At 60.4% G+C, this 23,648-nt stretch carries 23 protein-coding genes (1 of these 23 cut by a window edge); 3 read left to right on the forward strand and 20 right to left on the reverse strand.

The window, feature by feature from the left end; genetic code table 11:
• Window positions 1-55: 55 nt before the first annotated feature.
• Window positions 56-1,285 carry a nucleoside recognition domain-containing protein gene (locus K5K89_RS01400; protein ID WP_071490956.1) on the forward strand — a complete coding sequence of 410 codons (1,230 nt, stop codon included), beginning with the start codon at window positions 56-58 and terminating at the stop codon, window positions 1,283-1,285.
• Between the two features lie 92 nt (window positions 1,286-1,377).
• Here the strand turns inward: K5K89_RS01400 and K5K89_RS01405 are convergent, their stop codons facing one another.
• The 20 genes from K5K89_RS01405 to K5K89_RS01500 form a co-directional block, all read right to left on the reverse strand.
• Window positions 1,378-1,989: an ABC-type transport auxiliary lipoprotein family protein gene (locus K5K89_RS01405; RefSeq protein ID WP_071490957.1), complete on the reverse strand. Its 612-nt coding sequence runs from the start codon at window positions 1,987-1,989 to the stop codon at window positions 1,378-1,380.
• Window positions 1,986-2,924, reverse strand: coding sequence for an MlaD family protein (locus tag K5K89_RS01410; RefSeq protein ID WP_071490958.1), 939 nt, complete (start codon window positions 2,922-2,924; stop codon window positions 1,986-1,988). The genes K5K89_RS01405 and K5K89_RS01410 overlap by 4 nt, the downstream gene beginning before the upstream one ends.
• Window position 2,925: 1 nt before the next feature.
• Window positions 2,926-3,729, reverse strand: a complete 804-nt coding sequence (locus K5K89_RS01415; RefSeq protein WP_222540724.1) for an ABC transporter ATP-binding protein — start codon at window positions 3,727-3,729, stop codon at window positions 2,926-2,928.
• Window positions 3,726-4,874, reverse strand: coding sequence for an ABC transporter permease (locus K5K89_RS01420; protein ID WP_222540725.1), 1,149 nt, complete (start codon window positions 4,872-4,874; stop codon window positions 3,726-3,728). The genes K5K89_RS01415 and K5K89_RS01420 overlap by 4 nt, the downstream gene beginning before the upstream one ends.
• A 54-nt stretch (window positions 4,875-4,928) precedes the next feature.
• Complete coding sequence (locus K5K89_RS01425) at window positions 4,929-5,960, reverse strand: DUF5924 family protein (protein WP_071490961.1); 1,032 nt, start codon at window positions 5,958-5,960, stop codon at window positions 4,929-4,931.
• 68 nt (window positions 5,961-6,028) lie between these two features.
• Window positions 6,029-7,414 carry a M16 family metallopeptidase gene (locus tag K5K89_RS01430; RefSeq protein ID WP_222540726.1) on the reverse strand — a complete coding sequence of 462 codons (1,386 nt, stop codon included), beginning with the start codon at window positions 7,412-7,414 and terminating at the stop codon, window positions 6,029-6,031.
• A 57-nt stretch (window positions 7,415-7,471) separates the two neighbouring features.
• Window positions 7,472-9,130, reverse strand: coding sequence for a Na/Pi cotransporter family protein (locus K5K89_RS01435; protein ID WP_058424447.1), 1,659 nt, complete (start codon window positions 9,128-9,130; stop codon window positions 7,472-7,474).
• 212 nt (window positions 9,131-9,342) lie between these two features.
• Complete coding sequence (locus tag K5K89_RS01440) at window positions 9,343-10,110, reverse strand: TerC family protein (protein WP_014716354.1); 768 nt, start codon at window positions 10,108-10,110, stop codon at window positions 9,343-9,345.
• Between the two features lie 65 nt (window positions 10,111-10,175).
• On the reverse strand, window positions 10,176-11,483 hold the full coding sequence (locus K5K89_RS01445) for a CitMHS family transporter (protein ID WP_071490963.1): 1,308 nt from the start codon (window positions 11,481-11,483) through the stop codon (window positions 10,176-10,178).
• Between the two features lie 379 nt (window positions 11,484-11,862).
• Window positions 11,863-13,824 carry a DUF4105 domain-containing protein gene (locus tag K5K89_RS01450; protein WP_222540727.1) on the reverse strand — a complete coding sequence of 654 codons (1,962 nt, stop codon included), beginning with the start codon at window positions 13,822-13,824 and terminating at the stop codon, window positions 11,863-11,865.
• Window positions 13,821-14,141: a DUF2388 domain-containing protein gene (locus K5K89_RS01455; protein WP_071490965.1), complete on the reverse strand. Its 321-nt coding sequence runs from the start codon at window positions 14,139-14,141 to the stop codon at window positions 13,821-13,823. The genes K5K89_RS01450 and K5K89_RS01455 overlap by 4 nt, the downstream gene beginning before the upstream one ends.
• A 26-nt stretch (window positions 14,142-14,167) precedes the next feature.
• Window positions 14,168-14,476: a DUF2388 domain-containing protein gene (locus K5K89_RS01460; RefSeq protein ID WP_222540728.1), complete on the reverse strand. Its 309-nt coding sequence runs from the start codon at window positions 14,474-14,476 to the stop codon at window positions 14,168-14,170.
• Window positions 14,477-14,556: 80 nt separating this feature from the next.
• Window positions 14,557-14,877: a DUF2388 domain-containing protein gene (locus K5K89_RS01465; RefSeq protein ID WP_222540729.1), complete on the reverse strand. Its 321-nt coding sequence runs from the start codon at window positions 14,875-14,877 to the stop codon at window positions 14,557-14,559.
• A gap of 136 nt (window positions 14,878-15,013) precedes the next feature.
• Window positions 15,014-15,199, reverse strand: coding sequence for a DUF1127 domain-containing protein (locus K5K89_RS01470; RefSeq protein WP_092250850.1), 186 nt, complete (start codon window positions 15,197-15,199; stop codon window positions 15,014-15,016).
• Window positions 15,200-15,461: 262 nt separating this feature from the next.
• Window positions 15,462-15,677: a DUF1127 domain-containing protein gene (locus tag K5K89_RS01475; protein ID WP_012721550.1), complete on the reverse strand. Its 216-nt coding sequence runs from the start codon at window positions 15,675-15,677 to the stop codon at window positions 15,462-15,464.
• Between the two features lie 318 nt (window positions 15,678-15,995).
• Window positions 15,996-17,489 (reverse strand): acetyl-CoA hydrolase/transferase family protein, encoded by a 1,494-nt coding sequence (locus tag K5K89_RS01480; RefSeq protein WP_071490969.1) that lies wholly within the window; start codon window positions 17,487-17,489, stop codon window positions 15,996-15,998.
• A 179-nt stretch (window positions 17,490-17,668) separates the two neighbouring features.
• Window positions 17,669-19,105: an NAD(P)(+) transhydrogenase (Re/Si-specific) subunit beta gene (locus K5K89_RS01485; RefSeq protein ID WP_071490970.1), complete on the reverse strand. Its 1,437-nt coding sequence runs from the start codon at window positions 19,103-19,105 to the stop codon at window positions 17,669-17,671.
• A complete protein-coding gene (locus K5K89_RS01490) occupies window positions 19,105-19,425 on the reverse strand; it encodes an NAD(P) transhydrogenase subunit alpha (protein WP_003220416.1) in 321 nt (106 codons plus the stop codon). The genes K5K89_RS01485 and K5K89_RS01490 overlap by 1 nt, the downstream gene beginning before the upstream one ends.
• A 15-nt stretch (window positions 19,426-19,440) precedes the next feature.
• A complete protein-coding gene (locus K5K89_RS01495; protein ID WP_222540730.1) occupies window positions 19,441-20,562 on the reverse strand; it encodes a Re/Si-specific NAD(P)(+) transhydrogenase subunit alpha in 1,122 nt (373 codons plus the stop codon).
• Window positions 20,563-21,014: 452 nt separating this feature from the next.
• Window positions 21,015-21,914 carry a LysR family transcriptional regulator gene (locus K5K89_RS01500; protein WP_071490972.1) on the reverse strand — a complete coding sequence of 300 codons (900 nt, stop codon included), beginning with the start codon at window positions 21,912-21,914 and terminating at the stop codon, window positions 21,015-21,017.
• A gap of 158 nt (window positions 21,915-22,072) precedes the next feature.
• On the opposite strand from K5K89_RS01500, the gene K5K89_RS01505 reads away from it, so the two are divergent.
• Together K5K89_RS01505 and K5K89_RS01510 are read left to right on the forward strand one after the other, a co-directional pair.
• Window positions 22,073-23,254, forward strand: a complete 1,182-nt coding sequence (locus K5K89_RS01505) for an acyl-CoA dehydrogenase (protein WP_003170842.1) — start codon at window positions 22,073-22,075, stop codon at window positions 23,252-23,254.
• Between the two features lie 12 nt (window positions 23,255-23,266).
• On the forward strand, window positions 23,267-23,648 hold the start of the coding sequence (locus K5K89_RS01510; protein WP_222540731.1) for a CaiB/BaiF CoA transferase family protein. It continues 839 nt past the right edge of the window; the window shows 382 of its 1,221 coding nt (coding positions 1-382); the start codon lies at window positions 23,267-23,269; the stop codon falls past the right edge of the window.

Below are 23,648 nucleotides of genomic sequence, written 5' to 3' on the forward strand. Positions count from 1 at the left end.
TGTCGTTTCTGCCGGCCCCGCTATCATTCGTCCCATTCTTCGGGGGATTCAACTGATGCTCAATGGCCTGTGGCTTGGCTTCTTTGTCGTGGCAATGGTGTCGGCACTGGCGCAATGGCTGGTCGGCGGTAACGCCGGGATATTCGCGGCAATGGTCGAAAGCATTTTCGCCATGGCCAAATTGTCGGTGGAAGTCATGGTGCTGTTGTTCGGCACCCTGACGCTGTGGCTGGGTTTTCTGCGCATCGCAGAGAAAGCCGGGATCGTCGATTGGCTGGCCAAGGCCCTCGGCCCGCTGTTCCGCCGTTTGATGCCGGAAGTGCCCGCCGGCCACCCGGCCATCGGCTTGATCACCCTCAACTTTGCCGCCAACGGCCTGGGCCTGGATAACGCCGCCACCCCCATCGGGCTCAAGGCGATGAAGGCCTTGCAGGAACTCAACCCCATCCCCAACACCGCCAGTAACGCGCAGATCCTGTTCCTGGTGCTCAACGCATCTTCATTGACGCTGTTGCCGGTAACCATCTTCATGTACCGCGCCCAGCAAGGCGCGGCGGACCCGACGCTGGTGTTCCTGCCGATCCTGCTCGCAACCAGTGCATCCACGCTGGTGGGGCTGCTCTCGGTGGCAATCATGCAGCGCCTGCGGCTGTGGGACCCGGTGGTGCTGGCGTACCTGGTTCCCGGTGCGCTGGTCTTGGGTGGTTTCATGGCGTTGTTGGCGACCCTCTCCGCCACGGCGCTGGCCGGGCTGTCCTCGATCCTTGGCAACCTCACCTTGTTCGGCCTGATCATGCTGTTCCTGGTGATCGGTGCGCTGCGCAAGGTCAAGGTCTACGAGGCGTTTGTCGAAGGCGCCAAGGAAGGCTTCGACGTGGCGAAGAACCTGCTGCCGTACCTGGTGGCAATGCTCTGCGCCGTGGGGGTGTTGCGAGCGTCGGGCGCGTTGGACTTCGGCCTTGAAGGCATACGCCATGTGGTCGCCTGGACGGGCATGGACACGCGCTTTGTCGATGCCTTGCCGACCGCGATGGTCAAGCCGTTTTCCGGCAGCGCCGCGCGGGCGATGTTGATCGAGACCATGCAGACCCAGGGCGTGGACAGCTTCCCGGCGCTGGTCGCGGCGACGATCCAGGGCAGTACCGAGACCACTTTCTATGTGTTGGCGGTGTACTTCGGTTCGGTGGGTATCCAGCGCGCGCGGCACGCCGTGGGCTGTGCGTTGCTGGCGGAGTTGGCCGGCGTCGTTGCGGCGATTGCGGTGTGCTATTGGTTCTTTGGTTAAGGCTCGGATTGCTATCGGGGGCAAGCCCCCTCCCACATTTGAATGTGTTCACAGATCAACCTGTGGGAGGGGGCTTGCCCCCGATGAGGCCCTCAGTGTTTAGCTGCACTATTGCCTTGCTGAACAACCCACCCTACCACCTGCTTATTCAATTGATCCCCCGCCTGCCCAAACCCGGCAACCACTGCCGGCACCTTGGTGTCGCTCACCGGTTGCCTCACCTCAAACCGTCGGCTGGCCACGATCCGTTGATCACTGCCGCGTACCAGCCGCGCATCCAGGCGAATCACCACCTCTACCGCACCGCCGTGATATTCACTCTGGAACGCCTGCAATTGCCCACCCAGTTCGTAGTCGGACTGCAGGTTGGTGTCATCGGTGCTCAGCAGCGTCACCCGGCCATCACGCTGGAAGCCGTCCATGAAGCGGTTGCGCAACAGCACCGGCGCCGGATCGCTCCAGCGCGAGTTCGCATAGCTGCTGATCAGGTCGCCAGTGGGCACCACGGCAATGCGCGGGCTGTCGAGAAACTCGCTGGTCTGCGGCTTGTTCACACGCAGTGACCAGCTGACCGGCGCGCCCTGGCTGGCGGTCTGCGCCGCGGCCAGGCGATACACATCCGAAGGGTCGGCCTTGGGCAGGATCGAACACGCGCTCACCAGTGCCAGGGCCAAAGGGGCGATCATTGTGTAAGCACGCTTCATGGCGTGAACTCCTTGTTCTTGTCGCTGCCCAGCAGGTAACCGCTGGGGTTGGCTTCCAGGCGGCGGGAGATGGCGCGCAGCGAACCGAGGGTTTCGCGCAGCTCGCGCACCGCCGGCGCCAGTTCGTTGAGGCCTTGCATGCCGCTGTTCACCGAGTCCTTGTTGTTGGTCAGCAAGGTGTTGATGGTCGCGGTGCTTTGTTCAAGGGATTTCATGGCCTGCTCGGCGCTGCCGAAGGCCTGCTTGCCTTGTTCGTTGAGCAAGCCATTGGCGTTGCGCATGAGCACGGTGGTCTGTTCCAGCGCCGCAGTCGCCTGCTTGCTCACCAGCATCAGTTGCTGCATCACCACCTTGATATCGCCGCGCTGGTCGGCAATCGCGCCGGTGGTTTGCTGCAGGTTCTCCAGGGTGTTGCTCAAGCGCTCGACGTTCTCGCGGGAGAACATGTGATTGGCGTTGTGCAACAGCAGGTTGACGCTCGTCATCAGGTCGTTGCTGTTGTTCAGTAAGCGCGCGATGGGCGATGGCGAGGCTATGATCTGCGGCAGGTTGCCGTCCTTGCCCTTGAGCTCGGGACTCTGCGGGGTGCCACCACTGAGCTGGATGATCGAGGTGCCGGTGATACCGGTCAGGGCGAGCTTGGCCTGGGTGTCTTCCTTGATCGGCGTCTGCCCGGCCAGGCGGATGCGCGCGAGCACGCGGCGCGGGTCCTTGGGGTCCAGGCTCAGGCTGATCACGTCGCCCACCTTGATCCCGCTGTACTGCACCGAGCTGCCCTGGGACAGGCCGCTGACCGCCTCGTTGAAGATCACTTCGTAGTCCTGGAAGGCGCTGTCGACGCTGGACTTGGCCAGCCACAGGCCGAACAGCATCGCGCCGACCACCACGATCACACTGAACAGACCGATCATCACATGATGGGCTCGGGTTTCCATGTCATACCTCGTTGAGCGATTGAGCGGCATCCAATGCCGCGCGGCCACGGGGGCCGTGGAAATATTCGTGGACCCACGCGTCGTCGGTTTCCGAGACAACATCGATGGCATCGGCCACCAGCACTTTCTTCTGTGCCAGCACCGCCACGCGGTCGGTAATGGTGTACAGCGTGTCCAGGTCGTGGGTGACCAGGAATACGCTCAGGCCCAGCGCATCGCGCAGGGTCAGGATCAGTTGGTCGAATTGCGCTGCACCGATGGGGTCGAGGCCCGCCGTGGGTTCGTCGAGGAACAGAATGTCCGGGTCCAGCGCCAATGCGCGGGCCAGGGCGGCGCGCTTGATCATGCCGCCGGACAGCGACGCCGGATATTTGTCCGCCGCCGACAATGGCAGCCCGGCCAGGGCCAGCTTGACGGCGGCCAAGTGCTCGGCGTCGCGGCGGCTGAGGCCGGCGTGTTCGATCAAGGGCAGCGCGACGTTTTCGGTAACGGTCAGCGAGGAAAACAACGCGCCCTTCTGGAATAGCACGCCAAAGCGTCGTTCCACCAAAGAGCGTTCGTGCTCCGGCAGGCTCGGCAGGTTCTTGCCAAACACCCGCACCTCACCTTCGCTGGGACGACGCAGGCCGACAATGCTGCGCAACAGCACCGACTTGCCGCTGCCGGAGCCGCCAACCACTGCGAGGATCTCGCCCTTGTACAAATCCAGGTCGAGGTTTTCATGCACGCTCTGGCTGCCAAAGCGATTGCACAGGCCGCGCACTTCAATCACCGCCTCACTGGGCGCTCGGTGTAGACGACTCACCAGCCCATCTCCATGAAAAACAGCGCGGCCACGGCATCCATCACGATCACCACAAAGATCGATTGCACCACGCTGGAGGTGGTGTGGGCACCGACCGATTCGGCGCTGCCGCTGACCTTGAAGCCTTCCAGGCAACCAATCGCAGCGATCAGGAACGCGAAGATCGGCGCTTTCACCATACCCACGAGGAAGTGCTGCACGCCGATGTCCGATTGCAGCAGCGAGAGGAACATCGCCGGCGAAATATCCAGGGCCACCGCGCACACCACGCCGCCGCCGATGATGCCCGAGAGCATTGCCAGGAACGTCAGCATCGGCAGCGCCACCAGCAGCGCCAGCACGCGGGGCAGTACCAGCAGTTCCATCGGGTCCAGGCCCAGGGTGCGGATCGCGTCGATTTCTTCGTTGGCCTTCATCGAGCCGATCTGTGCGGTAAAGGCACTGGCGGTGCGGCCGGCGATCAGGATCGCGGTGAGCAAGACGCCGAATTCCCGTAGGAAAGCGAACGCCACCAGGTCTACCGTGAAGATCGTCGCACCGAAGCTCTTGAGCACCGTGGCGCCGAGGAAGGCCACCACCGCACCCACCAGGAACGTCAGCAAAGCCACGATGGGCGCGGCATCCAGTCCGACCTGTTCGAGGTGCGCAACCATGGGCGTCACGCGCCAGCGCTTGGGGCGCAAGATGCTACGGGCGAAGGTTTCGAGAATCAGGCCGACGAAACCCAGGAGTTTCTTGGTGTCCTGCCAGACCGTGTCCACCGCACGGCCGATACGTGCCAGAACCTGAATGCCCGCCGCTTCTTCCGGGGCTTTTTCCGGCACGCAAAAATCATTCAGGGAACGGTGGACGGTCTTGAGCAGCGCGCGGTCGGCGGCAGACAAGCTGCAATCGGTCTGCTCGGCGGACTGCTCGATGCGGGTCGGTCCCAGCAGTTCCACCAGCAACGAGGCGCCGGCGGTATCCAGGGCGCCGAGGCCGTTGAGGTCGATGCGCGCGCCAGCGTCGTATTGGCCGTCGAGCTTGTCCGACAGCTTTTTCAGACTGGCATAGTGGGCAAGCGTCCAGTCCCCCGTAATCCGCAGTTGTGGCGGGGTGGTGGACGTATCGAGGTGGGCTGCGCCGGCCGTTGTAGGGGGGGTCATAAGCTCCGAGCTTGTTTGGCTATCCACAATTCCTACGTAATAGCACGATACGGCCTACTTTGGGTTGTCCGTTTGTGCTGAGTCCGTCACCTTGAAGCGCAGCACACCGATCACCTGCCCGTCTTCGGTCAGCACCCGTACCTGCCAGCGGCCCACGGCGTCGGCCGGGAAGTTCTGCTTGTGGGTCCACGCGCGGTAACCCTCTTTGCGCCCGCCGTGGATATCCAGGGCGATGCGGTCGACCTCTTGGCCATTGAATTTCCACACGTGGTAGATGCGTTCATCCAGTCCACGCGGCGCATTGATCGCGGTATAGGCGTACAGCCCACCGCTGCGCAGTTGGGCGGCAGTGACTTCCTTGAGGTCGTCGCCTGGCGTGCGGTCCTGCAGTTGGGTGCTGATGGCCACTTCGGTCATCCACAAGGTGGCCGGAGGCACCCAACTGCGCAGGAACCACCCGGCGCAGCCGATGGCGGCGGTCACCCCGAGCAGCATCGCCCAGCCTTTGACGCTACGCAGCGGCAGGCTTACCGCCAGGCTGGGGATCGACAGTGCCATGGCCACGCCGAGGGCCAGTTTGTAACTCTCGGCGGTGGTCAGGTGCAGGATGATCGGCAACGCGGTGAGCAGCGCCGCGAACAGCGTAAAGGTGTGCAGTGCAAGGAACAGCGAGCGCTTGGGCGCCAGCCACTTGTAGTAAAGCGGGTCGGTGATCGAGATCAGCGCCGCGGCGCCAAGCAAGCCCGTGAATACCGATTGGCCACTGTTCCACGCGGTGGTGACGAAAAAGAACGGCAGCACGAAAAACAGACTTTCCTGGTGGATCATCTGGGTCGCGTAGCGCAACAGCGGTTCGGGGATTTCGCGCTTGAAAATCCTGGTGAACAGCTGGGTGAAGCTGTTTTCCAGCATCAGCCACAGCCAGCTCACCAGCATGATCACCGCAATCCAGCTGGCCATGCCCTGTTGGCGATCCACCAGAATGAAGCTGCCCACGCCTGAGATAAAACCGCCGAGTGCAATCACCCCTGGGTAGCGCTTGATCAGCTCGAGGATGCGCTGGATTAAGTGGGTCAGGTTTGGCATTCGGCGGTTCACAGTCTTGTAGGAAAAAATCCCAGACAGAATAACGTCTTAGGCCGTTGTCCGGTGCCTCATTGCGCAATCCGTTTGCGATAAAGCCGCACGCCGATCAGCACAAAGGCGATCAGTCCCAGCACTGCGGCGCCGATCCAGCTCAGCATGTCGTAGCTGAGCAGCGGTTTTTCGATACGCCAGTAACCGGGCTGCTTGAACACTTCACGCATGGCCTGGTTGGTCTGGTCCAGGCTCACGGCCTTGATGCGCTTGGCCGGGTCACTGAAGTGGCCGTTGTTGTAATCGCCGGACGCGCTCCAGTAGTAGTCGGCCAAGGCGCTGTTGCCTTGCACGGCCCACGCCTGGCGCGCAATGGCAGCTTGTTGCAGGCGCGCAAATACCGCTGGGTCGAGGCCGTCCTTGAGCAGTCGGGCCTTGAGGTCCTGGAGTACGTGTTCCGCTTCGGGGAGGTTTTCCCGCTCTAAGTCGGCATTCAGGCTGAGGAAACCGACACCGCCGAGTACTTCGCGCTCGCTCCAGGGGCCGTAGGACAAACCGTGCTTGAGACGCAGTTGGCGGTACAGCGCCCAGTCGAGGTAATCCTTGAGCAGGTCGTAGGTTTCATCATGCCCCTCGTCCAGCACCGGTTCGGGAAATAACCAGTGCAATTTGGCGCTGTTGCCGACCCATCCGTGGATCAACTCGCGATGGCTGGCAGCGGCGTGTTGTATTTCCGGCAGCGCCGCATGCTCAGTGGGATCGACCGGGTCGAGTTGGCCGTAGGTGCGTTCCAGGTAGGCGGGCAGCAGTTTGTCGAGGTCGCCGACGATAATCAGGGTCATGTTGTTGGGGGCGTACCAGCGTGCGCGCAGGTTCTCCAACTGGTCGCGGGTCAGGTGGTCGACCTCGGCGCGCTCGGCGCATTTGAGCCCCAGTTCGACGGCCAATTGGTTGCTGGCGGTGTGGCCCAGGTCTTGGCGGTCCAACAGGCGTTGCAGGTGTGAGTAGTGGCCGCCGTCTTCGCGCTCCACTACCCGCTTGGCGGCGTTGATATTGGCGTCGGTCAGTTCGGTGCGGGTGATGATCGCCAGCAGCAGGTCCAGCACTTTGCGCTGGTTTGGCGCGGGCGCCTCGATCACAAAGGTGGTATCGGCGTTGCTGGTGTAGGCATTCCACTCGCCGCCCAGGGCTTGCATACGGTCTTCCAGCTCGGCTTCGCCACCGCCGTCGATGCCGCTGAACAGCAAGTGTTCGAGCAGGTGCGGCAGCTCTTTGTCTGCGCAGTTGAAGTCATCCAGGCCTACACCGACCACCAGGCGGATCGCTACATGCCCGCGTTGGGTGCCGGGTTTGAGCAACAATTGCAGGCCGTTGGGCAAGGTGTAGCCCTCGACTTGCAGGCGGTCAAAGGCAAAGGCGTGGGCAGATCCCATGAGCAGGCAAGCGAACAACAGGCGACGCATAACAAGCTTCCTGGCGAGTGAGGTCATTTTTAACTGACTTCACGGGCCACCGTACGTTCAGGGCGAATGTGTGATGTCGGCAATATCTTCGGCGGAGAGCGCGCCGGTGTCAGACGTTTCCAACACTACATAAGCACTGCTGCAAAACAACGAGTTCAGGCGTTTCATATCGGCAATCAGTTCCAGGTGCAGGGAGCTGGTCTCCAGGCTCTGGACGATCTTGCGCTGAAGGCGGCTGACATGGGCGTGGGCCAGGCGCCGTTCCTGGGCGCGGAAGCGGCGCTTCTCCCGCAGCAACTGGCGGGCGCTTTCCGGGTCGGCGCTGAGGAACACCGACAACCCCAGGCGCAGGTTGGCGATCAACTGGCTGTGCAGGCCGGTGAGTTCTTCCAGGCCCACTTCGGAGAACTGACGACGCTGGGAGGTTTTCTGCTGCTGGACTTTGCGCAGCATGCGTTCGATCAGGTCGCCGGCCAGTTTCAGGTTGATCGACAGTTCGATGATCTCGGCCCAGCGCCGATTGTCGTGTTCACTGAGGTCTTCCCGGGGCATTTGTGCCAGGTAGAGTTTGATCGCGCTGTACAGCGCTTCGACATCATCGCTGAGGCTGCGCATTTCCTGGGTGATGGCGGTCTGCTTGCCGCGCAGCACTTCGAGCATGGCGGTGAGCATATTGTCGATCAGGTCGCCCAGGCGCAGGGTCTCGCGGGCAGCGTTGGCCAGTGCCAGGCTGGGTGTGGCCAGGGCGGCCAGGTCTAGATGGCGTGGTTTGGCCTTGCCGTTCACCTCTTCGCGCTCAGGCAGCAACCAGGCACACAAGCGGGCCATCGGGCCAATGGTCGGCAACAGGATCAGGCAACGGCTGACGTTGTAGAGCAGGTGGAAGGTGATGACCATGCCTTGCGCGCTGTAGTCCAGGCCATCCATCCAGCGTACGAGCGGGTCGAGCACCGGGATGATCAGCAGCAGGCCGATCAATTTGTACAACAGGCTGCCCAAGGCAACCTGGCGTCCGGCAGCGTTCTGCATGCTGGTGCTGAGAAACGCCAGCACGCCGCTGCCGATGTTGGCGCCGATCACCAGGCCGATGGCCACGTGCAGGCCGATCACACCGGCGCCGGCCAGGGTGGCGGTCAGCAGGACGGCGGCCAGGCTGGAATAGGAAATCATCGCGAACAAGGCGCCGACCAGGGCGTCGAGCAGGATATCGCCGGTCAACGACGCGAAGATGACTTTGACGCCCTGGGCATGGGTAATCGGCCCGGCCGCTTCCACAATCAATTGCAGTGCGAGGATGATCAGCCCGAGACCGATACCCACCCGGCCCAACTGCCCTGCCCGCGTCTGTTTGCGTGACAGGAAGAAGATCACCCCGAGAAAAATCAGCAGCGGCGACAGCCAAGACAAATCAAACGTCAGCACCCGCGCCATCAGCGCGGTACCGACGTCGGCGCCGAGCATGGTCGCCAGGGCGGGCATCAGCCCCATCAGGCCCTGGCCGACAAAGGACGTGACCAGCATTGCCGTGGCGTTGCTGCTCTGCACCATGGCCGTCACCAGGATACCGGCGATAAACGCCAGCCAGCGCTTGGACATGTTCTGCCCGATGACTTGGCGCAAGTTGGAACCGTAGACCCGCAGGATGCCGGTACGGACGATATGCGTGCCCCAGATAAGCAGGGTCACGGCGGAAAGCAGATTGAGCAAGGTCAGCATGCTCGGCCCCCCGTGTGGGTGCGCTCGAAAATGAGCGAAGGAAAGTTGCCGCGTGCCGCTCTACGTCTTGTACTTAAGCTGTAGTTGGCGAATGCGCTCTGCGCCAGCATCGCATAGCTAAAGTGGGGATTGAAATAAAACTGTCATGAAATCAGCTTTTTGCGGATAAAAATAAGGGGCCTGTGCAGGCCCCTTAATTGTCTGGCTCGGGTTTATTGACCCGGAATGTCTTTGCGCAGTTTCACAGGATCCTGCTGTTTCTTCTTTTTCGCGATCGCGGTGCGCATCTTGATGTTCACCGCTTCCACCGCCAGCGAGAACGCCATGGCGAAGTAGACGTAGCCTTTTGGCACGTGCACGTCGAAGGATTCGGCGATCAGCACGGTACCGACTACCAGCAGGAACGACAGCGCGAGCATCTTCAACGACGGGTGCTTGTCGATGAATTCGCTGATGGTGCCGGCTGCCAGCATCATCACCAATACCGCCACGACAATCGCCGCGACCATCACCGGTACATGGGAGACCATGCCGACCGCGGTGATCACCGAGTCCAGGGAGAACACGATGTCGATGATCGCGATCTGGATGATGGTGTAGATGAACTTGCCACCGGCGCCCTTCGGCTCGTCGTGGGTTTCGTCTTCACCTTCCAGCGCGTGGTACATCTCCTGGGAGCTTTTCCAGAGCAGGAACAGGCCACCGAAGAACAGGATCAGGTCGCGACCGGAGATGCCTTGGCCGAAGACCACGAACAGGTCGGCGGTCAGTTGCATCACCCAGGTGATCGACAACAGCAACAGGATGCGCGTGACCATGGCCAGGGCCAGGCCGAAGATCCGGGTGCGTGCCTGCATGTGCTTGGGCATGCGGCTGACCAGGATCGAAATCATGATGATGTTATCGATGCCCAGGACGATCTCGAGGGCCGTCAGGGTGAAGAAGGCAATCCAGATTTCCGGATTGGTCAGCCATTCCATGTGTATTCCTTTAAGCGAGTGTTAAACCGCGCAAGCTGCAGCGCCGCGCGGTTGGGTGTTTGGGATTATAGAGTGCTGAAAAGCGGAATAATCCCCATCAGCAAAGCGGCGACCATTATGCACAGGCATACCAGCACTGCCCACTTGAGGGTGAAGCGCTGGTGATCGCCAAATTCGATACCTGCCAAAGCGACCAACAGGTAGGTCGAGGGTACCAGTGGGCTCAACAGGTGCACGGGTTGTCCGACGATCGACGCACGTCCCATTTCTGCAGCCGTGATGCCGTAGTGGCTGGCGGCTTCGGCGAGTACGGGCAGTACGCCATAGTAGAACGCGTCGTTGGACATGAAGAAGGTGAACGGCATGCTCACCAGTGCAGTGATCACCGCCAGGTAAGGGCCCAATGCATCAGGGATGACCGCCAGCAGGCTCTTGGACATGGCATCGACCATGCCGGTGCCCGACAGGATGCCAGTGAAGATACCGGCCGCGAAGATCAGCCCAACCACCGCCAGTACGCTGCCGGAGTGGGCGGCGACGCGGTCTTTCTGCATCTGCAGGCACGGGTAGTTGACGATCATCGCGATACTGAACGCCACCATGAACAGCACCGGCAGCGGTAGCAGGCCGGCGATCAGCGCGCACATCAGGGCGAAGGTCAGCGCGCCGTTGAACCAGATCAGTTTCGGGCGACGGGCGTCCGGGTATTGGGAGACGCTGATCTCGCTGTGGTCGATCTCATCGCCTTGCAGGTGCAGTTCGCCCAGACGTGCGCGCTCGCGCTTGCCGTACAGGTAGGCGATCGCCAGGATCGCGACCACACCGGCGGCCATCGCCGGTATCATCGGTACGAAAATGTCCGAAGGGTCCACATGCAATGCACTGGCGGCACGAGCGGTCGGGCCACCCCAAGGGGTCATGTTCATCACGCCACCGGCGAGAATGATCAGGCCGGCCATGATCCGGGGGCTCATGCCAATGCGCTGGTACAGCGGCAACATGGCGGCCACGCAGATCATGTAGGTGGTGGCGCCGTCACCGTCCAGGGACACGACCAGGGCCAGTACAGCGGTGCCGACCGAGACTTTCAGCGGGTCGCCCTTGACCATCTTGAGGATCTTGCGCACGGCCGGGTCGAACAGGCCGGAGTCAATCATCAGGGCGAAGTACAGAATGGCGAACATCAGCATCACGCCGGTGGGCGCAAGCTTGGTGATACCGGCCAGCATCATTGGGCCGATCTCGGGTGCGAAGCCACCGAACAGCGCGAACAGGATCGGCACGATGATCAGGGCGATCAGCGCGGACAGGCGCTTGGTCATGATCAGGAACATGAACGTGATGACCATGGCAAAGCCAAGGAAAGTCAGCATAGGAATACTCCAGGCGTAGCGCGGCTAGGGAATGGCGAACCGGGTGGCGGTCAGCGCAGAACGAAAGGCACGAGGCGTACGGGTGGAGTTGGGGCGAACAGGCGGGTACGGGCGGACATCGGGAATCACCATTGTTGTTGTTAACAGCCGGTCTGTTGCCGGCAGTGGGGGCGATCCTAGACGGGTAAGCTTTCAGCCAGCTTTCGCTGAAAAAACAGGTGACGAAGGGAATGCACGCGGTCCCTGGATTTATGTAGATCAACATGTGGGAGGGGGCTTGCCCCCGATAACAGGGTGCCAGTCACTGCATGCGCAGGCTGACACACCGCTATCGGGGGCAAGCCCCCTCCCACATTTGTCTATATTTTGCTTGAGGTTTTTAGGGCAGTTCGAGGCCGCCGGCGGCTTTGTGCAGCTTGCGCAAGTGTTCGCCCACCAGCTTGAGGTTGGCTTCACAGGCGGCTATCTCGGCTGAACGGGAAGGCTCCAGCAGCGCCCTCACCTCTTTGTCCAATTCGCCGGTCAGCGATTGCAGCTGCTTCTGGCGCTCGGCGCTTTCCGATTCCAGACGCGTGGCTTCCGAAGGTTGCGGCAAGCCATAACCGCCGCTGCCGAGCAGTTCCGCCGGGCGACTGAGGAAACCGCTGTTGGCAAGGATCTGTTGCAGCGTGGCATTGGCTTTTTCCATGCCACCGTTTTTCAGCTCGCGGGCACCGAGGTAGCGTTGTTTGACTTCGTCTTGGGCCAGCATCAACTGCTTGCGAAAGCTCGCCTGCTCCAGCAGCAGCAACGCGGCGCTGGTGCGCAGATCGGCCTGGTCGAACCACTGGCGACGCTCCTCGGCGCTCAGGGATAGCCAGTCTTCGACCTGGGTCTGTTTGATCGGCAGGTGTTTGCGCAGCACATCGAACATGGCTTGGTAGCGTTCGCGGAAGGAGTCGAAGTGATAACCCAGGCGCAATGCCCTGCGTTTGTCATCCAGCACACTGGTGTCGGCCAGGCCGCGTGCGCTCAGCACCTCGAGCAAGCCATTGGGGGTGATGTTGTCCAGGCCGGTCAATTGCGGGTTGGCGCTGCCGCTGCGTAGCAGTTTCAGGCTTTCCACCGCGCAGTTGTTGGAGATGAAGAAGTAGTTGCCGTCGTAGCTCCAATGCATTTCGGCGGCATGCTCGACGGTATCGTTGATTTCCTGGCGGGTCAGTTTCAACGGCACCGAGGCCAGGCCGCGCAGCTCGGTCTTGGTGTATTCATCGATCACTTGCGCCAGCGGCAGCACGAACAGCCGCGAGGGGTATTTGCCGACCAGGCCATCCCAACTCGACAGCTGTACGTCACCGACGAACGCGCGATAGGAAAGAACTAGATGCTGGTCCAGGTCCAGTCGGCAATCCGGTCCACGCGGGCGGCCCGGTGCGCAGATCACCAGGCGCAGCATGCTGTGGCCCCAGCGGCTGACCAGGTTCTGGTTGGCTTCGGCCAGCAGGTAGTCGATCTCGTAGACGCGCTCCGGGTCCACATGGCCCAGCGGTGTCTTGGCAAAATCGTTACCGGCATTGAGGAACGCGTAGGTGCTGGCGCAGGTGTCTTGTTGCGGCGGGGCCCAGCCGAAGTGTTCCTTGTAATAGCGGAACAGCGCGGGACGGCGGCAGGCGTAGCTGGGGTCGAGGAGGAAATACTCCATGTTGACCGCGACGAACTCCAGCGGGCTGGTGGTTTCGTAAATGTCCGGGCTGCGAGCCACCTGATGGTTGTGCTGCTCACGCTCGCCACGGCGCCCGACGTATTGCGGCCAACCGGCCAGGTCCAGCAGGCGTGGATCATCGCTCAGGGTAAAGCGCCGGCCATTCTGGCCACGGCATTGATCAGGCAGGCCGATCAGGCCGGTGAGGTTGTTCTGGCGGCTGCAGCGATTGATCAGCGTGCGGTCTTCTTTGGACCACAGGCGCGCACGGTCATAGATGTGGGTCAGTTCATGCAGCACCGTGGCGAGCATTTCCCGGCGCACAGTGCCGTGGGGGCGATTGGTTTTTTGGGTGGCGGCGCTGCCGTCGGTCAGGCTGGCCAGCAGGTTGTTGTTGAGGTCCAGCTCGGACACGAGCGAGGCTTGCCCGTAGGCGTTCTCGGGCATCTTGTCGGTCCAGCCGACATCGATGCGCCGGTCCAACTGCTCGACAAAGCGTGGCGGCAGGGAACGCATCGCTTCGTCGAGCAACGCCTGGCTGGCCTGTTGTTCAGCCGGGCTCAGACCTTCGGTCTTGAGTCGCAGCTGCAGGCTGGCCTGGGCTGCGCTGGCGCACAGCAGCACTGCCCCGGCCAGGAGCCAGGCGACGATTCGCCTCACAGTGCGAGGATGGCTTCGGCTAGGGTCTGGTCGCTGGCGTCGCGGGCTTCCGGCAGGCGTGTGCGCAGGGCGTCGAAGGCGGCCTCAAGGTGGGCGCCACGGATCTCGCCATTGCTGGCGACGAAACTGGCGGCGTCATCGTGGGCTTCGCGCACGACTTTGGAGTCGCGGATGGAGGTGGTCGTGTCCGAGGTGAAATCAATGGTGCGGCCGGAGGCGCGAACAATGATGTTACTGGTGGCCACCAGCGTATGCGCCTGGGCGATGTCGGCCAACAACAGCAGGCCCAGGGTGGCAGCAATCAGCGGGCTACGCATGGAATGACTCCAAAAAATAAGGATGATTATTGGACGAGAATTGCCTGCGCCAGTTCAAGGTCGCTGGCGTTAAGTTTTGGTTGGCTACGGCGCAGATAATCCAGTGCCGACTCCAGCCGCGCGCCCCGCCATTGGCCGTCAGTGGCGATAAACGCAGCGGCGTCATCCTGGGCGGCCATTATCACTTTTCTGTCGAAGGGTGCGGAGGTCACCTTGCTGGTGACATACGCGCTCACGACGGTGCTCTGGGTGGTGAGGTCAAAGGCTGAAGCCATCGGCGACCAAGCGAACGAAAACATCACAAGGACGATTAAAAGGCGGTATGAAAAAACCATGGCACTCGACAACTGAAAACGAGCGCCAAGGCTAGCGCAATGCCCGGGCGAGAGCCAGCGCCCGGGCGTCCGCCTTGTCGTCAGATGGCCAGGATGGCTTGGGCCAGTTGTGCATCAGTGGCAGTGTTCAATTGCGGCGCTTGCTGGCGGATCTGGGCCAGGGCGCTTTCCAGTTTCACGCCACGGATGGTGCCTTCGCTGGCGACAAAGCTGGCGGCGTCGTCACGGGCTGCACGCACGACCTTGTTGTCACGTAGGGAGGACGTGGCATCGGAGGTGGCGTCGGAAGTGGCCTTCAGCGCGCCGACGATGGAGTCGGTGGTCACGATGAAGCTGCTCGCGTTGGCGTTGGCGGCCAGGGCCAACAGGGTGGCAGCACTCAGCAGGCGAAGACGGGACATGGGATGACTCCAGTAGATGAACGGATAAGGTGGCGCAGGGCAGCCATTGGGGATCAGACGCCTGTACTGCGCGGTTTGCCACATTGTGAATGGATATTAAGCCGCCGCTTATCCGTTCGGGAAGCGCCTTGACTGCCTAGTCACGCCAGAACGGCTTGGACAGCTCGGCCATTCGGTCGCCCTGACTGATGCCGACGTCGGAGAGCTCCCGGGTATCAAGCTGCGACAATTGGCGTCGTTCATAAGCGTGGCGTAGCCATTTGGCCAGAATGGAGGCTGCCTGGCGTGGCAGTCGCTTATAAAGGGGGGGTGACGTATCCATGGCGAGTACCTTTCATGAGGTCTTGGAACACCATGTTGGGTGGCGGCGTCCGACCGATACAGATACACCAATGTTAAATTGTACCGCTTAACTGTTATATCTTTTTAACTGTACCTATTGCTGCGCTAGGCTTCTGTTTTCCGTTAAAAATCCGAATCCTGGAAACAACAAAGCCCGCCTCCGGTTTCCCGGGGCGGGCTTTGTTTTGACAAATCAGGTTGCTGGCAGTGGACCCGTCAGGTCAGGGCCAGCGAGCGCTGAATCAGCGCCAGAACGGCTTGCTCAGCTCTTCGTAGCGTTGAGCTTCGCTGATGCCTGCGTCAGCCAGCAGACGCGAATCCAGACGAGCCAGTTGGTGGCGGCTGGAGATGCGGCGCTGCCACAACATCAGGTTGGCGATAACGCGCAGAGGCAGGGAGGCCTGGGTGTTTACAGCTTTTTCTTCGAAGAACAGTTCGGAACTGAGTGTACGTTCCATGATGACATCCTTCCGCTTGTGGCGGGATTAGGTAGTGGTTTAACTGATGCCAATGATCCTCTTCCGGCGCAACACTCTCTAGATACAGTTCACCTGTATTGTAAGGGGCCAGTTAACTGTTTATAGCTGCTGTACTGTACGTAAATGGGGCAACTGTACCTGTCCGCACTGAAATAGTGCGAAATAGGTATTTTCGGTGAGGTTCGTAGGATGTTTCGGTAGGAAATGACCGGTACAGTAGTACAGTTTTATCATTAAGTGGGGGCGAATCCATCGAGCTGATGAAACTGTATTTGCATCAGCTCGGATCTGTATCAATCACGCCTTGAGCATGTGCCCGGTTTCTTCCAGGTTGATGTGCCAGCTCAGTGCTTCGCGCAGGATGTGCGGGGTATGCCCGCCGATGGCGCAGGCGGCATCGAAGTAACTGTTGAGGGCATCTCGGTAGGCCGGGTGCACGCAGTTGTCGATGATTACCCTAGCCCGTTCCCGTGGCGCCAGGCCACGCAGGTCGGCCAGGCCAATCTCGGTCACCAGGATGTCGACGTCATGCTCGGTGTGGTCCACGTGGCTGACCATTGGCACCACGCTGGAAATTGCGCCGCCCTTGGCAATCGACTTGGTGACGAATATCGCCAAGTGCGCATTGCGCGCGAAGTCCCCGGAGCCACCAATGCCGTTCATCATCCGTGTGCCGCAGACATGGGTGGAATTGACGTTGCCGTAGATATCGAACTCCAGCGCGGTGTTGATGCCGATAATGCCCAGGCGCCGCACCACTTCAGGGTGGTTGGAGATCTCCTGCGGGCGCAGTACCAGCTTGTCCTTATAGTGTTCCAGGTTGCCGAACACGTCGGCGTTGCGTCGCTCCGACAAGGTGATCGAGCTGCCCGAGGCGAAACTGAGCTTGCCGGCGTCGATCAGGTCGAAGGTCGAATCCTGCAACACTTCCGAATACATGGTCAGGTCTTCGAACGGCGACTCGATCAAGCCGCACATCACCGCGTTGGCAATGTTGCCGATACCGGCCTGCAGCGGGCCGAGCTTGTTGGTCATGCGGCCGGCGTCGACTTCCTGCTTGAGGAAGTTGATCAGGTGATTGGCGATGCCTTGGGTGTCGCTGTCGGGCGGCGTCACCGTGGAGGCGGAGTCGGCCTGGTGGGTGATCACGATGGCGACGATCTTTTCCGGTGGAATCGGGATCGCGGTGCTGCCGATACGGTCATCAACTTTGACCAGCGGGATCGGCGTGCGCGTCGGCCGGTAGGTCGGGATATAGATGTCGTGCAACCCTTCCAGGTTCGGATTGTGCGCCAGGTTGATCTCGACGATCACCTGTTTGGCAAAAATCGCGAAGCTGGCCGAGTTGCCCACAGACGTGGTGGGCACGATATGCCCTTGTTCAGTGATCGCCACCGCTTCAATCACCGCGATGTCCGGCAACTTGAGTTGGTTGTTGCGCAGTTGTTCGACGGTTTCCGACAAGTGCTGGTCGATGAACATCACTTCGCCGGCGTTGATTGCCTTACGCAGGGTGCTGTCGACCTGGAAAGGCATGCGTCGTGACAGTACGCCCGCTTCGGTCAGTTGCTTGTCCAGGTCATTGCCCAGGCTGGCGCCGGTCATCAGGGTGATTTTCAGCGGCGACGTCTTGGCGCGTTCGGCCAGGGCGTGGGGGACGGCCTTGGCTTCACCCGCACGGGTGAAGCCACTCATGCCGACGGTCATGCCGTCCTCGATCAGTGCGGCGGCGTCTGCCGCGCTCATGACCTTGTTCAACAACGAAGGCAAGCGGATGCGATCACGGTACATGGATTCTTATCTCAGGCTACGGAAGCAAGGTGCGCAGTTTAGTGATTTCAAAAAATTTCGGCCCGCTACCATGGTCGAATGCCAGGCAGCGATTTAGAGCCTTTGGTCGGGTTTCATGCAGCAATAAAAAACCCCAGCCTATCGCAGGCCGGGGTTTCGAGTATTGCGCTGAGGCAGTGTTACTCGACGGCTTTGACCATGTCTTCGATGACCTTCTTGGCATCACCGAAGACCATCATGGTCTTGTCCAGGTAGAACAGTTCGTTATCCAGCCCAGCATAACCACTGGCCATCGAGCGCTTGTTGACGATGATGGTCTTGGCTTTGAACGCTTCGAGGATCGGCATGCCGGCAATCGGCGAGTTCGGGTCGTTCTTGGCGGCCGGGTTGACCACGTCGTTCGCGCCCAGCACCAGCACCACGTCGGCTTGGCCGAACTCGGAGTTGATGTCTTCCATCTCGAACACCTGGTCGTAAGGCACTTCGGCCTCCGCCAATAGGACGTTCATATGTCCAGGCATGCGGCCTGCCACTGGGTGGATCGCATATTTAACGGTGACGCCGTGGTGGGTCAGCTTCTCGGTCAGTTCTTTGAGCGCGTGTTGCGCCCGCGCCACCGCCAGGCCATAGCCCGGGACGATGATCACGGTGTCGGCGTTGGTCAGCAGGAAGGTTGCATCGTCCGCAGAGCCGGACTTAACCGGACGTGCTTCTTTTGAGCCCGTTGCTGCGCCCGCATCCGGCGCATTGCCGAAACCGCCGAGCAGTACATTAAAGAAGGAACGGTTCATCGCCTTGCACATGATGTAAGACAGGATCGCGCCGCTGGAGCCCACCAGAGAGCCGGCTATGATCAGCATCGAGTTGTTCAGCGAGAAACCGATGCCCGCCGCCGCCCAGCCGGAGTAGCTGTTGAGCATCGAGACAACCACGGGCATGTCCGCGCCGCCAATCGGGATGATGATCAGCACGCCGAGCACGAAGGCCAGGGCCAGCATCAACGCGAAGGCGGTGAGGTTGCCGGTGAACATAAACGCCAGGCCCAAGCCCAGTGTCAGCAGGCCGAGCACCAGGTTCAACTTGTGTTGGCCGCCGAACTGTACCGGTGCACCCTGGAACAGGCGGAACTTGTACTTGCCCGACAGCTTGCCGAACGCAATCACCGAACCGGAGAAGGTGATAGCACCGATGGCTGCGCCAAGAAACAGTTCCAGGCGGTTACCGGCAGGGATCGAATCGCCCAGGTGTTTGACGATGCCCAGTGATTGCGGCTCGACTACGGCGGCAATGGCGATGAACACTGCAGCCAGGCCGATCATGCTGTGCATGAAGGCGACCAGTTCCGGCATCTTGGTCATTTCCACGCGCTTGGCCATGATCGAACCGGCGGTGCCGCCGATCAGCAGACCGACAATCACGTAGCCGATACCGGCAGTGGCGAGTTCAGCGCCGAGCTTATAGATTAAGCCCACGGTCGTGAGTACCGCCAGCGCCATGCCGAGCATGCCGAACAGGTTGCCGCGTCGCGAAGTGGTCGGGTGTGACAGGCCTTTAAGGGCCTGGATAAAGCAGATCGACGCGATCAAGTAGAGCGTCGTAACCAGATTCATGCTCATTACTTAGGCGCCTCTTCTTTTGCTTTCGGGGCTTTCTTCTTGAACATCTCGAGCATGCGGCGCGTCACCAGGAAACCGCCGAACACGTTCACTGCTGCCAAGGCCACGGCCAGGGTGCCCATGGTCTTGCCCAGGGGCGTCACGGTGAGTGCGGCGGCGAGCATGGCGCCGACGATCACAATCGCCGAAATCGCGTTGGTTACCGCCATCAGCGGCGTGTGCAGTGCGGGTGTGACGTTCCAGACCACGTGGTAACCGACATAAATCGCCAGCACAAAGATGATCAGGTTGTAGATACCGGGGGAGATAAGCTCTTCCATCGTCTGAATCCCTGCCTAGGCGTTTTTACGGATGACTTGGCCGTCGCGGCACATCAGGCACGCGGCGACGATGTCGTCTTCGAGGTTGATTTCAAACTGCCCTTCCTTGGTGAAGACCAGCTTCAGGAAGTCCAGCAGGTTGCGCGCATACAAAGCTGACGCGTCGGCAGCGACGGCACCGGCCAGGTTGGTCGGGCCGCAGATGATCACGCCATTTTCCACGACCACTTGGTCGGCGACGGTCAGCGGGCAGTTGCCGCCTTGGGCGGCCGCGAGATCGATCACCACGGAGCCGGGTTTCATCTGTGCCACGGTTTCAGCGCTGAGCAACGTCGGAGCTTTACGGCCTGGGATGAGGGCGGTGGTGATGACGATGTCAGCTTGCTTGGCGCGTTCGTGCACAGCCAGGGCCTGGCGTTGCATCCAACTGGTGGGCATCGGGCGAGCGTAACCGCCGACGCCGACGGCGCATTCACGTTCTTCGTCGGTTTCGTAAGGCACGTCGACGAACTTGGCACCGAGAGACTCGATCTGCTCTTTTACGGCCGGGCGTACGTCGGACGCTTCGATGACGGCACCCAGGCGTTTCGCTGTGGCGATGGCCTGCAAGCCCGCCACACCGGCGCCGAGGATCAGCACGCGAGCAGCCTTGACGGTGCCCGCGGCGGTCATCAGCATCGGCATGAAGCGCGGATAGTGATGAGCGGCGAGCAGTACCGCCTTATAGCCGGCGATGTTGGCCTGGGAGGACAGCACGTCCAGGCTCTGGGCCCGCGAGGTGCGCGGTGCAGCTTCCAGGGCGAAGGCTGTAATACCGCGCTCGGCCAACTTGGCAATGGTTTCGTTGCTGAACGGATTGAGCATGCCGACCAACACGGTGCCACTTTTGATCAGCGTCAGCTCGCTGTCGCTGGGGGCTACCACCTTGAGAATCAGCTCTGCGCCAAACGCATCGTTGGCACTGCCAATGGTCGCGCCTGCCGTTTCATACGCACTGTCGACGATGCTGGCCTTGATGCCTGCTCCGCTTTGTACAGTGACCTTATGGCCCTGGCCGATCAGCTTCTTGATGGTTTCCGGGGTGGCAGCCACCCGCGTTTCACCGGTCTGGGTTTCGAGAGGAACACCAATGTGCACGTCAAATCTCCTGCATGATCTTTTTGCTTTTGATCTTTTTGTAAAAAGGCCAGTGCACCGCGAGTGGCGCAACTGGGGCGGCCGATCAGCACGATCCCGCTGAAATGACAGCGGGGCGCGGCATTTTGCAGGCGAACTTTACGGCCTTCAAGGGATTATGATGGGTGACGAAAAATTAACTACAAGTCACCCTGTGACTGATTGTCGCAATGCACTGAATTAAGCTGTTCAAATACATAGGCTTAAAGGGTTTTGCACGCTTTTCCAATATTTTTGCATGGTTGGTGTGAATGGTCGGTCATTGGCTTGCAATAGTCGCTCTAAGCCACGTAATTAATGGCTTTCAGCTGTATTTTTACCTTTGAGATACGCTCTGTTTAAATGCGACATATATATACATCTGTAGGACTGTAGGTTGATTGACTACAAAGTCAGTAATGCGGTTTTAGCCTTTAAACATTGGAGCTGTAGCGTTGCGACTGGTCGATGAGCCAGTCTCTGAACGCGTGCAACGAAGCGGATTCGACTTTTCTGTCGGGAATCATCAGGTAATAAGCCTTCGTGCTGCTCAGCGCCTCGGGGCTTGCTATCACCAATTGGCCATCGTTCAGTTCGCGCTGGATAAGGAACGGGGGGATCAGCGCGATCCCCATGTCATGCATGGCCGCTTGGGACAACATCGAGAATAGCTCGTAACGGGGGCCTGTCATGTCGCGTGGGATGTTCAAATGTTGGGCGTTGAACCATTGGCGCCAGGCATAGGGTCGTGTGGTTTGCTGCAGGAGCGGCAGTTCTGCAATCGCCTGGGCGCTGAACTGCGCACGGTCACCCAATAGCCGAGGGCTGCATACGGGTACAGGATTTTCGCCCATCAGCCGGTGGGATTCGGTACCGGACCAGTCGGCGTCGCCGAAGTAGATGGCGGCGTCGAACTCTGTGTCGGCAAACAGGAAAGGTCGCGTTCGATTCGTGAGGTTGACCGTGACCTCGGGGTGCTGGCGTTGGAAATCCTTGAGGCGAGGAATCAACCATTGAGTGCCGAACGTCGGGACTACGGCCAGTTCGATGGTGTTGGCGCCCTGCTGGCCCATGACGGAAAGCGTATCGCGCTCCACCGCATCCAGTTGCGTCGCCACGCGACGGCTATACGACAGACCCGCCTCTGTCAGCTTTACCCCGCGCCGTGAACGGCGAAACAGCTCGACACTTAAAAACTCCTCGAGACTGGCGATCTGTCGACAGATAGCGCCTTGAGTGATCGAAAGCTCCTGCGCAGCCTTGGTGAAGCTCTCGTGGCGGGCTGCCGCTTCAAAACTGACCAAAGCGGTGGTACTGGGAATTTTCCTGCGCATATACCGTGTCCTCACTTGCTAGGGCGCATATACGCCATTTTTGGCTGCTTCGAAGTGAGAAATTAGCACAACCCTATGCGGAAACCTCGTTTGCCCTACGCGCATGGCGGGCCTACGCTGGCTCCACGACTTCCGTTTTCTTCCGCGAGGGCTTATTCATGGCTGGCAAGGCAAGCTTCAACTGGATCGATCCACTGCTGCTGGATCAGCAGCTCACCGAAGAAGAGCGCATGGTGCGCGACAGTGCTGAGCAATTTGCTCAGGACAAGTTGGCGCCGCGTGTGCTCGAGGCCTTCCGCCATGAAAAGACAGACCCTGCGATTTTCCGCGAGATGGGCGAGACGGGCCTGCTCGGCGCGATGATTCCCGAGCAGTACGGTGGCAGTGGCTTGAATTACGTCAGCTATGGGTTGATCGCACGCGAAGTGGAACGTGTTGACTCGGGCTATCGTTCGATGATGAGTGTGCAGTCGTCACTGGTCATGGTGCCGATCAATGAATTCGGCACTGAGGCGCAGAAGCAGAAGTACCTGCCCAAGTTGGCCTCTGGCGAGTGGATCGGTTGTTTTGGTCTGACAGAGCCTAACCACGGTTCCGACCCGGGGGCGATGATTACTCGCGCCCGCAAGGTGGAAGGTGGCTACAGCCTGACGGGCGCAAAGATGTGGATCACCAATAGCCCGATCGCGGATGTGTTTGTTGTGTGGGGCAAGGACGATGCCGGCGATATCCGTGGCTTTGTCCTGGAGAAAGGCTGGAAGGGTTTGAGCGCTCCGGCGATTCACGGCAAGGTCGGGCTGCGCGCCTCCATCACCGGTGAAATCGTGATGGACAACGTGTTCGTGCCGGAAGAGAACATCTTTCCGGATGTGCGTGGCTTGAAGGGGCCTTTCACATGCTTGAACTCTGCACGCTATGGCATCTCCTGGGGGGCGTTGGGGGCTGCCGAGTTTTGCTGGCATACCGCTCGCCAATACACGCTTGATCGCCATCAGTTCGGCCGTCCACTGGCGGCAACTCAGTTGATCCAGAAGAAGCTGGCAGACATGCAAACCGAGATTACTCTGGCTCTGCAGGGTTGCCTGCGTCTGGGGCGCATGAAGGATGAAGGCACGGCGGCGGTTGAGATCACTTCGATCATGAAGCGTAACTCGTGCGGCAAATCCCTGGACATCGCACGCATGGCCCGGGACATGTTGGGTGGCAATGGGATTTCCGACGAGTTCGGAGTGGCGCGTCATCTGGTCAACCTTGAGGTGGTCAATACCTACGAGGGCACTCATGACGTGCATGCCTTGATTCTGGGGCGTGCGCAAACCGGTCTTCAGGCGTTCTATTAATAGGAGCACGGCATGGGCGCGCTTTCGCACCTGCGGGTGCTGGATTTATCTCGAGTACTGGCGGGCCCCTGGGCTGGGCAGATCCTTGCGGACCTTGGGGCTGAGGTGATCAAGGTCGAGCGGCCGGGCAGCGGCGACGATACGCGCGCCTGGGGGCCACCCTTCCTCAAGGATACCTATGGTGAGAACACCAGTGAGGCGGCGTATTACCTGTCGGCCAATCGCAATAAGGAGTCGGTGACAATTGACTTCACGCGGCCGGAGGGTCAGGCGCTGGTGCGTGAGCTGGCGGCCAAGTCGGACATCCTGATCGAGAACTTCAAGGTGGGTGGTCTCGCGGCTTACGGGCTGGACTATGAATCGCTCAAGGAGATCAACCCGGAGCTGATCTACT

The sequence above is a fragment of the Pseudomonas sp. DR208 genome (genome assembly GCF_019823005.1).
Lineage (GTDB): Bacteria > Pseudomonadota > Gammaproteobacteria > Pseudomonadales > Pseudomonadaceae > Aquipseudomonas > Aquipseudomonas extremorientalis.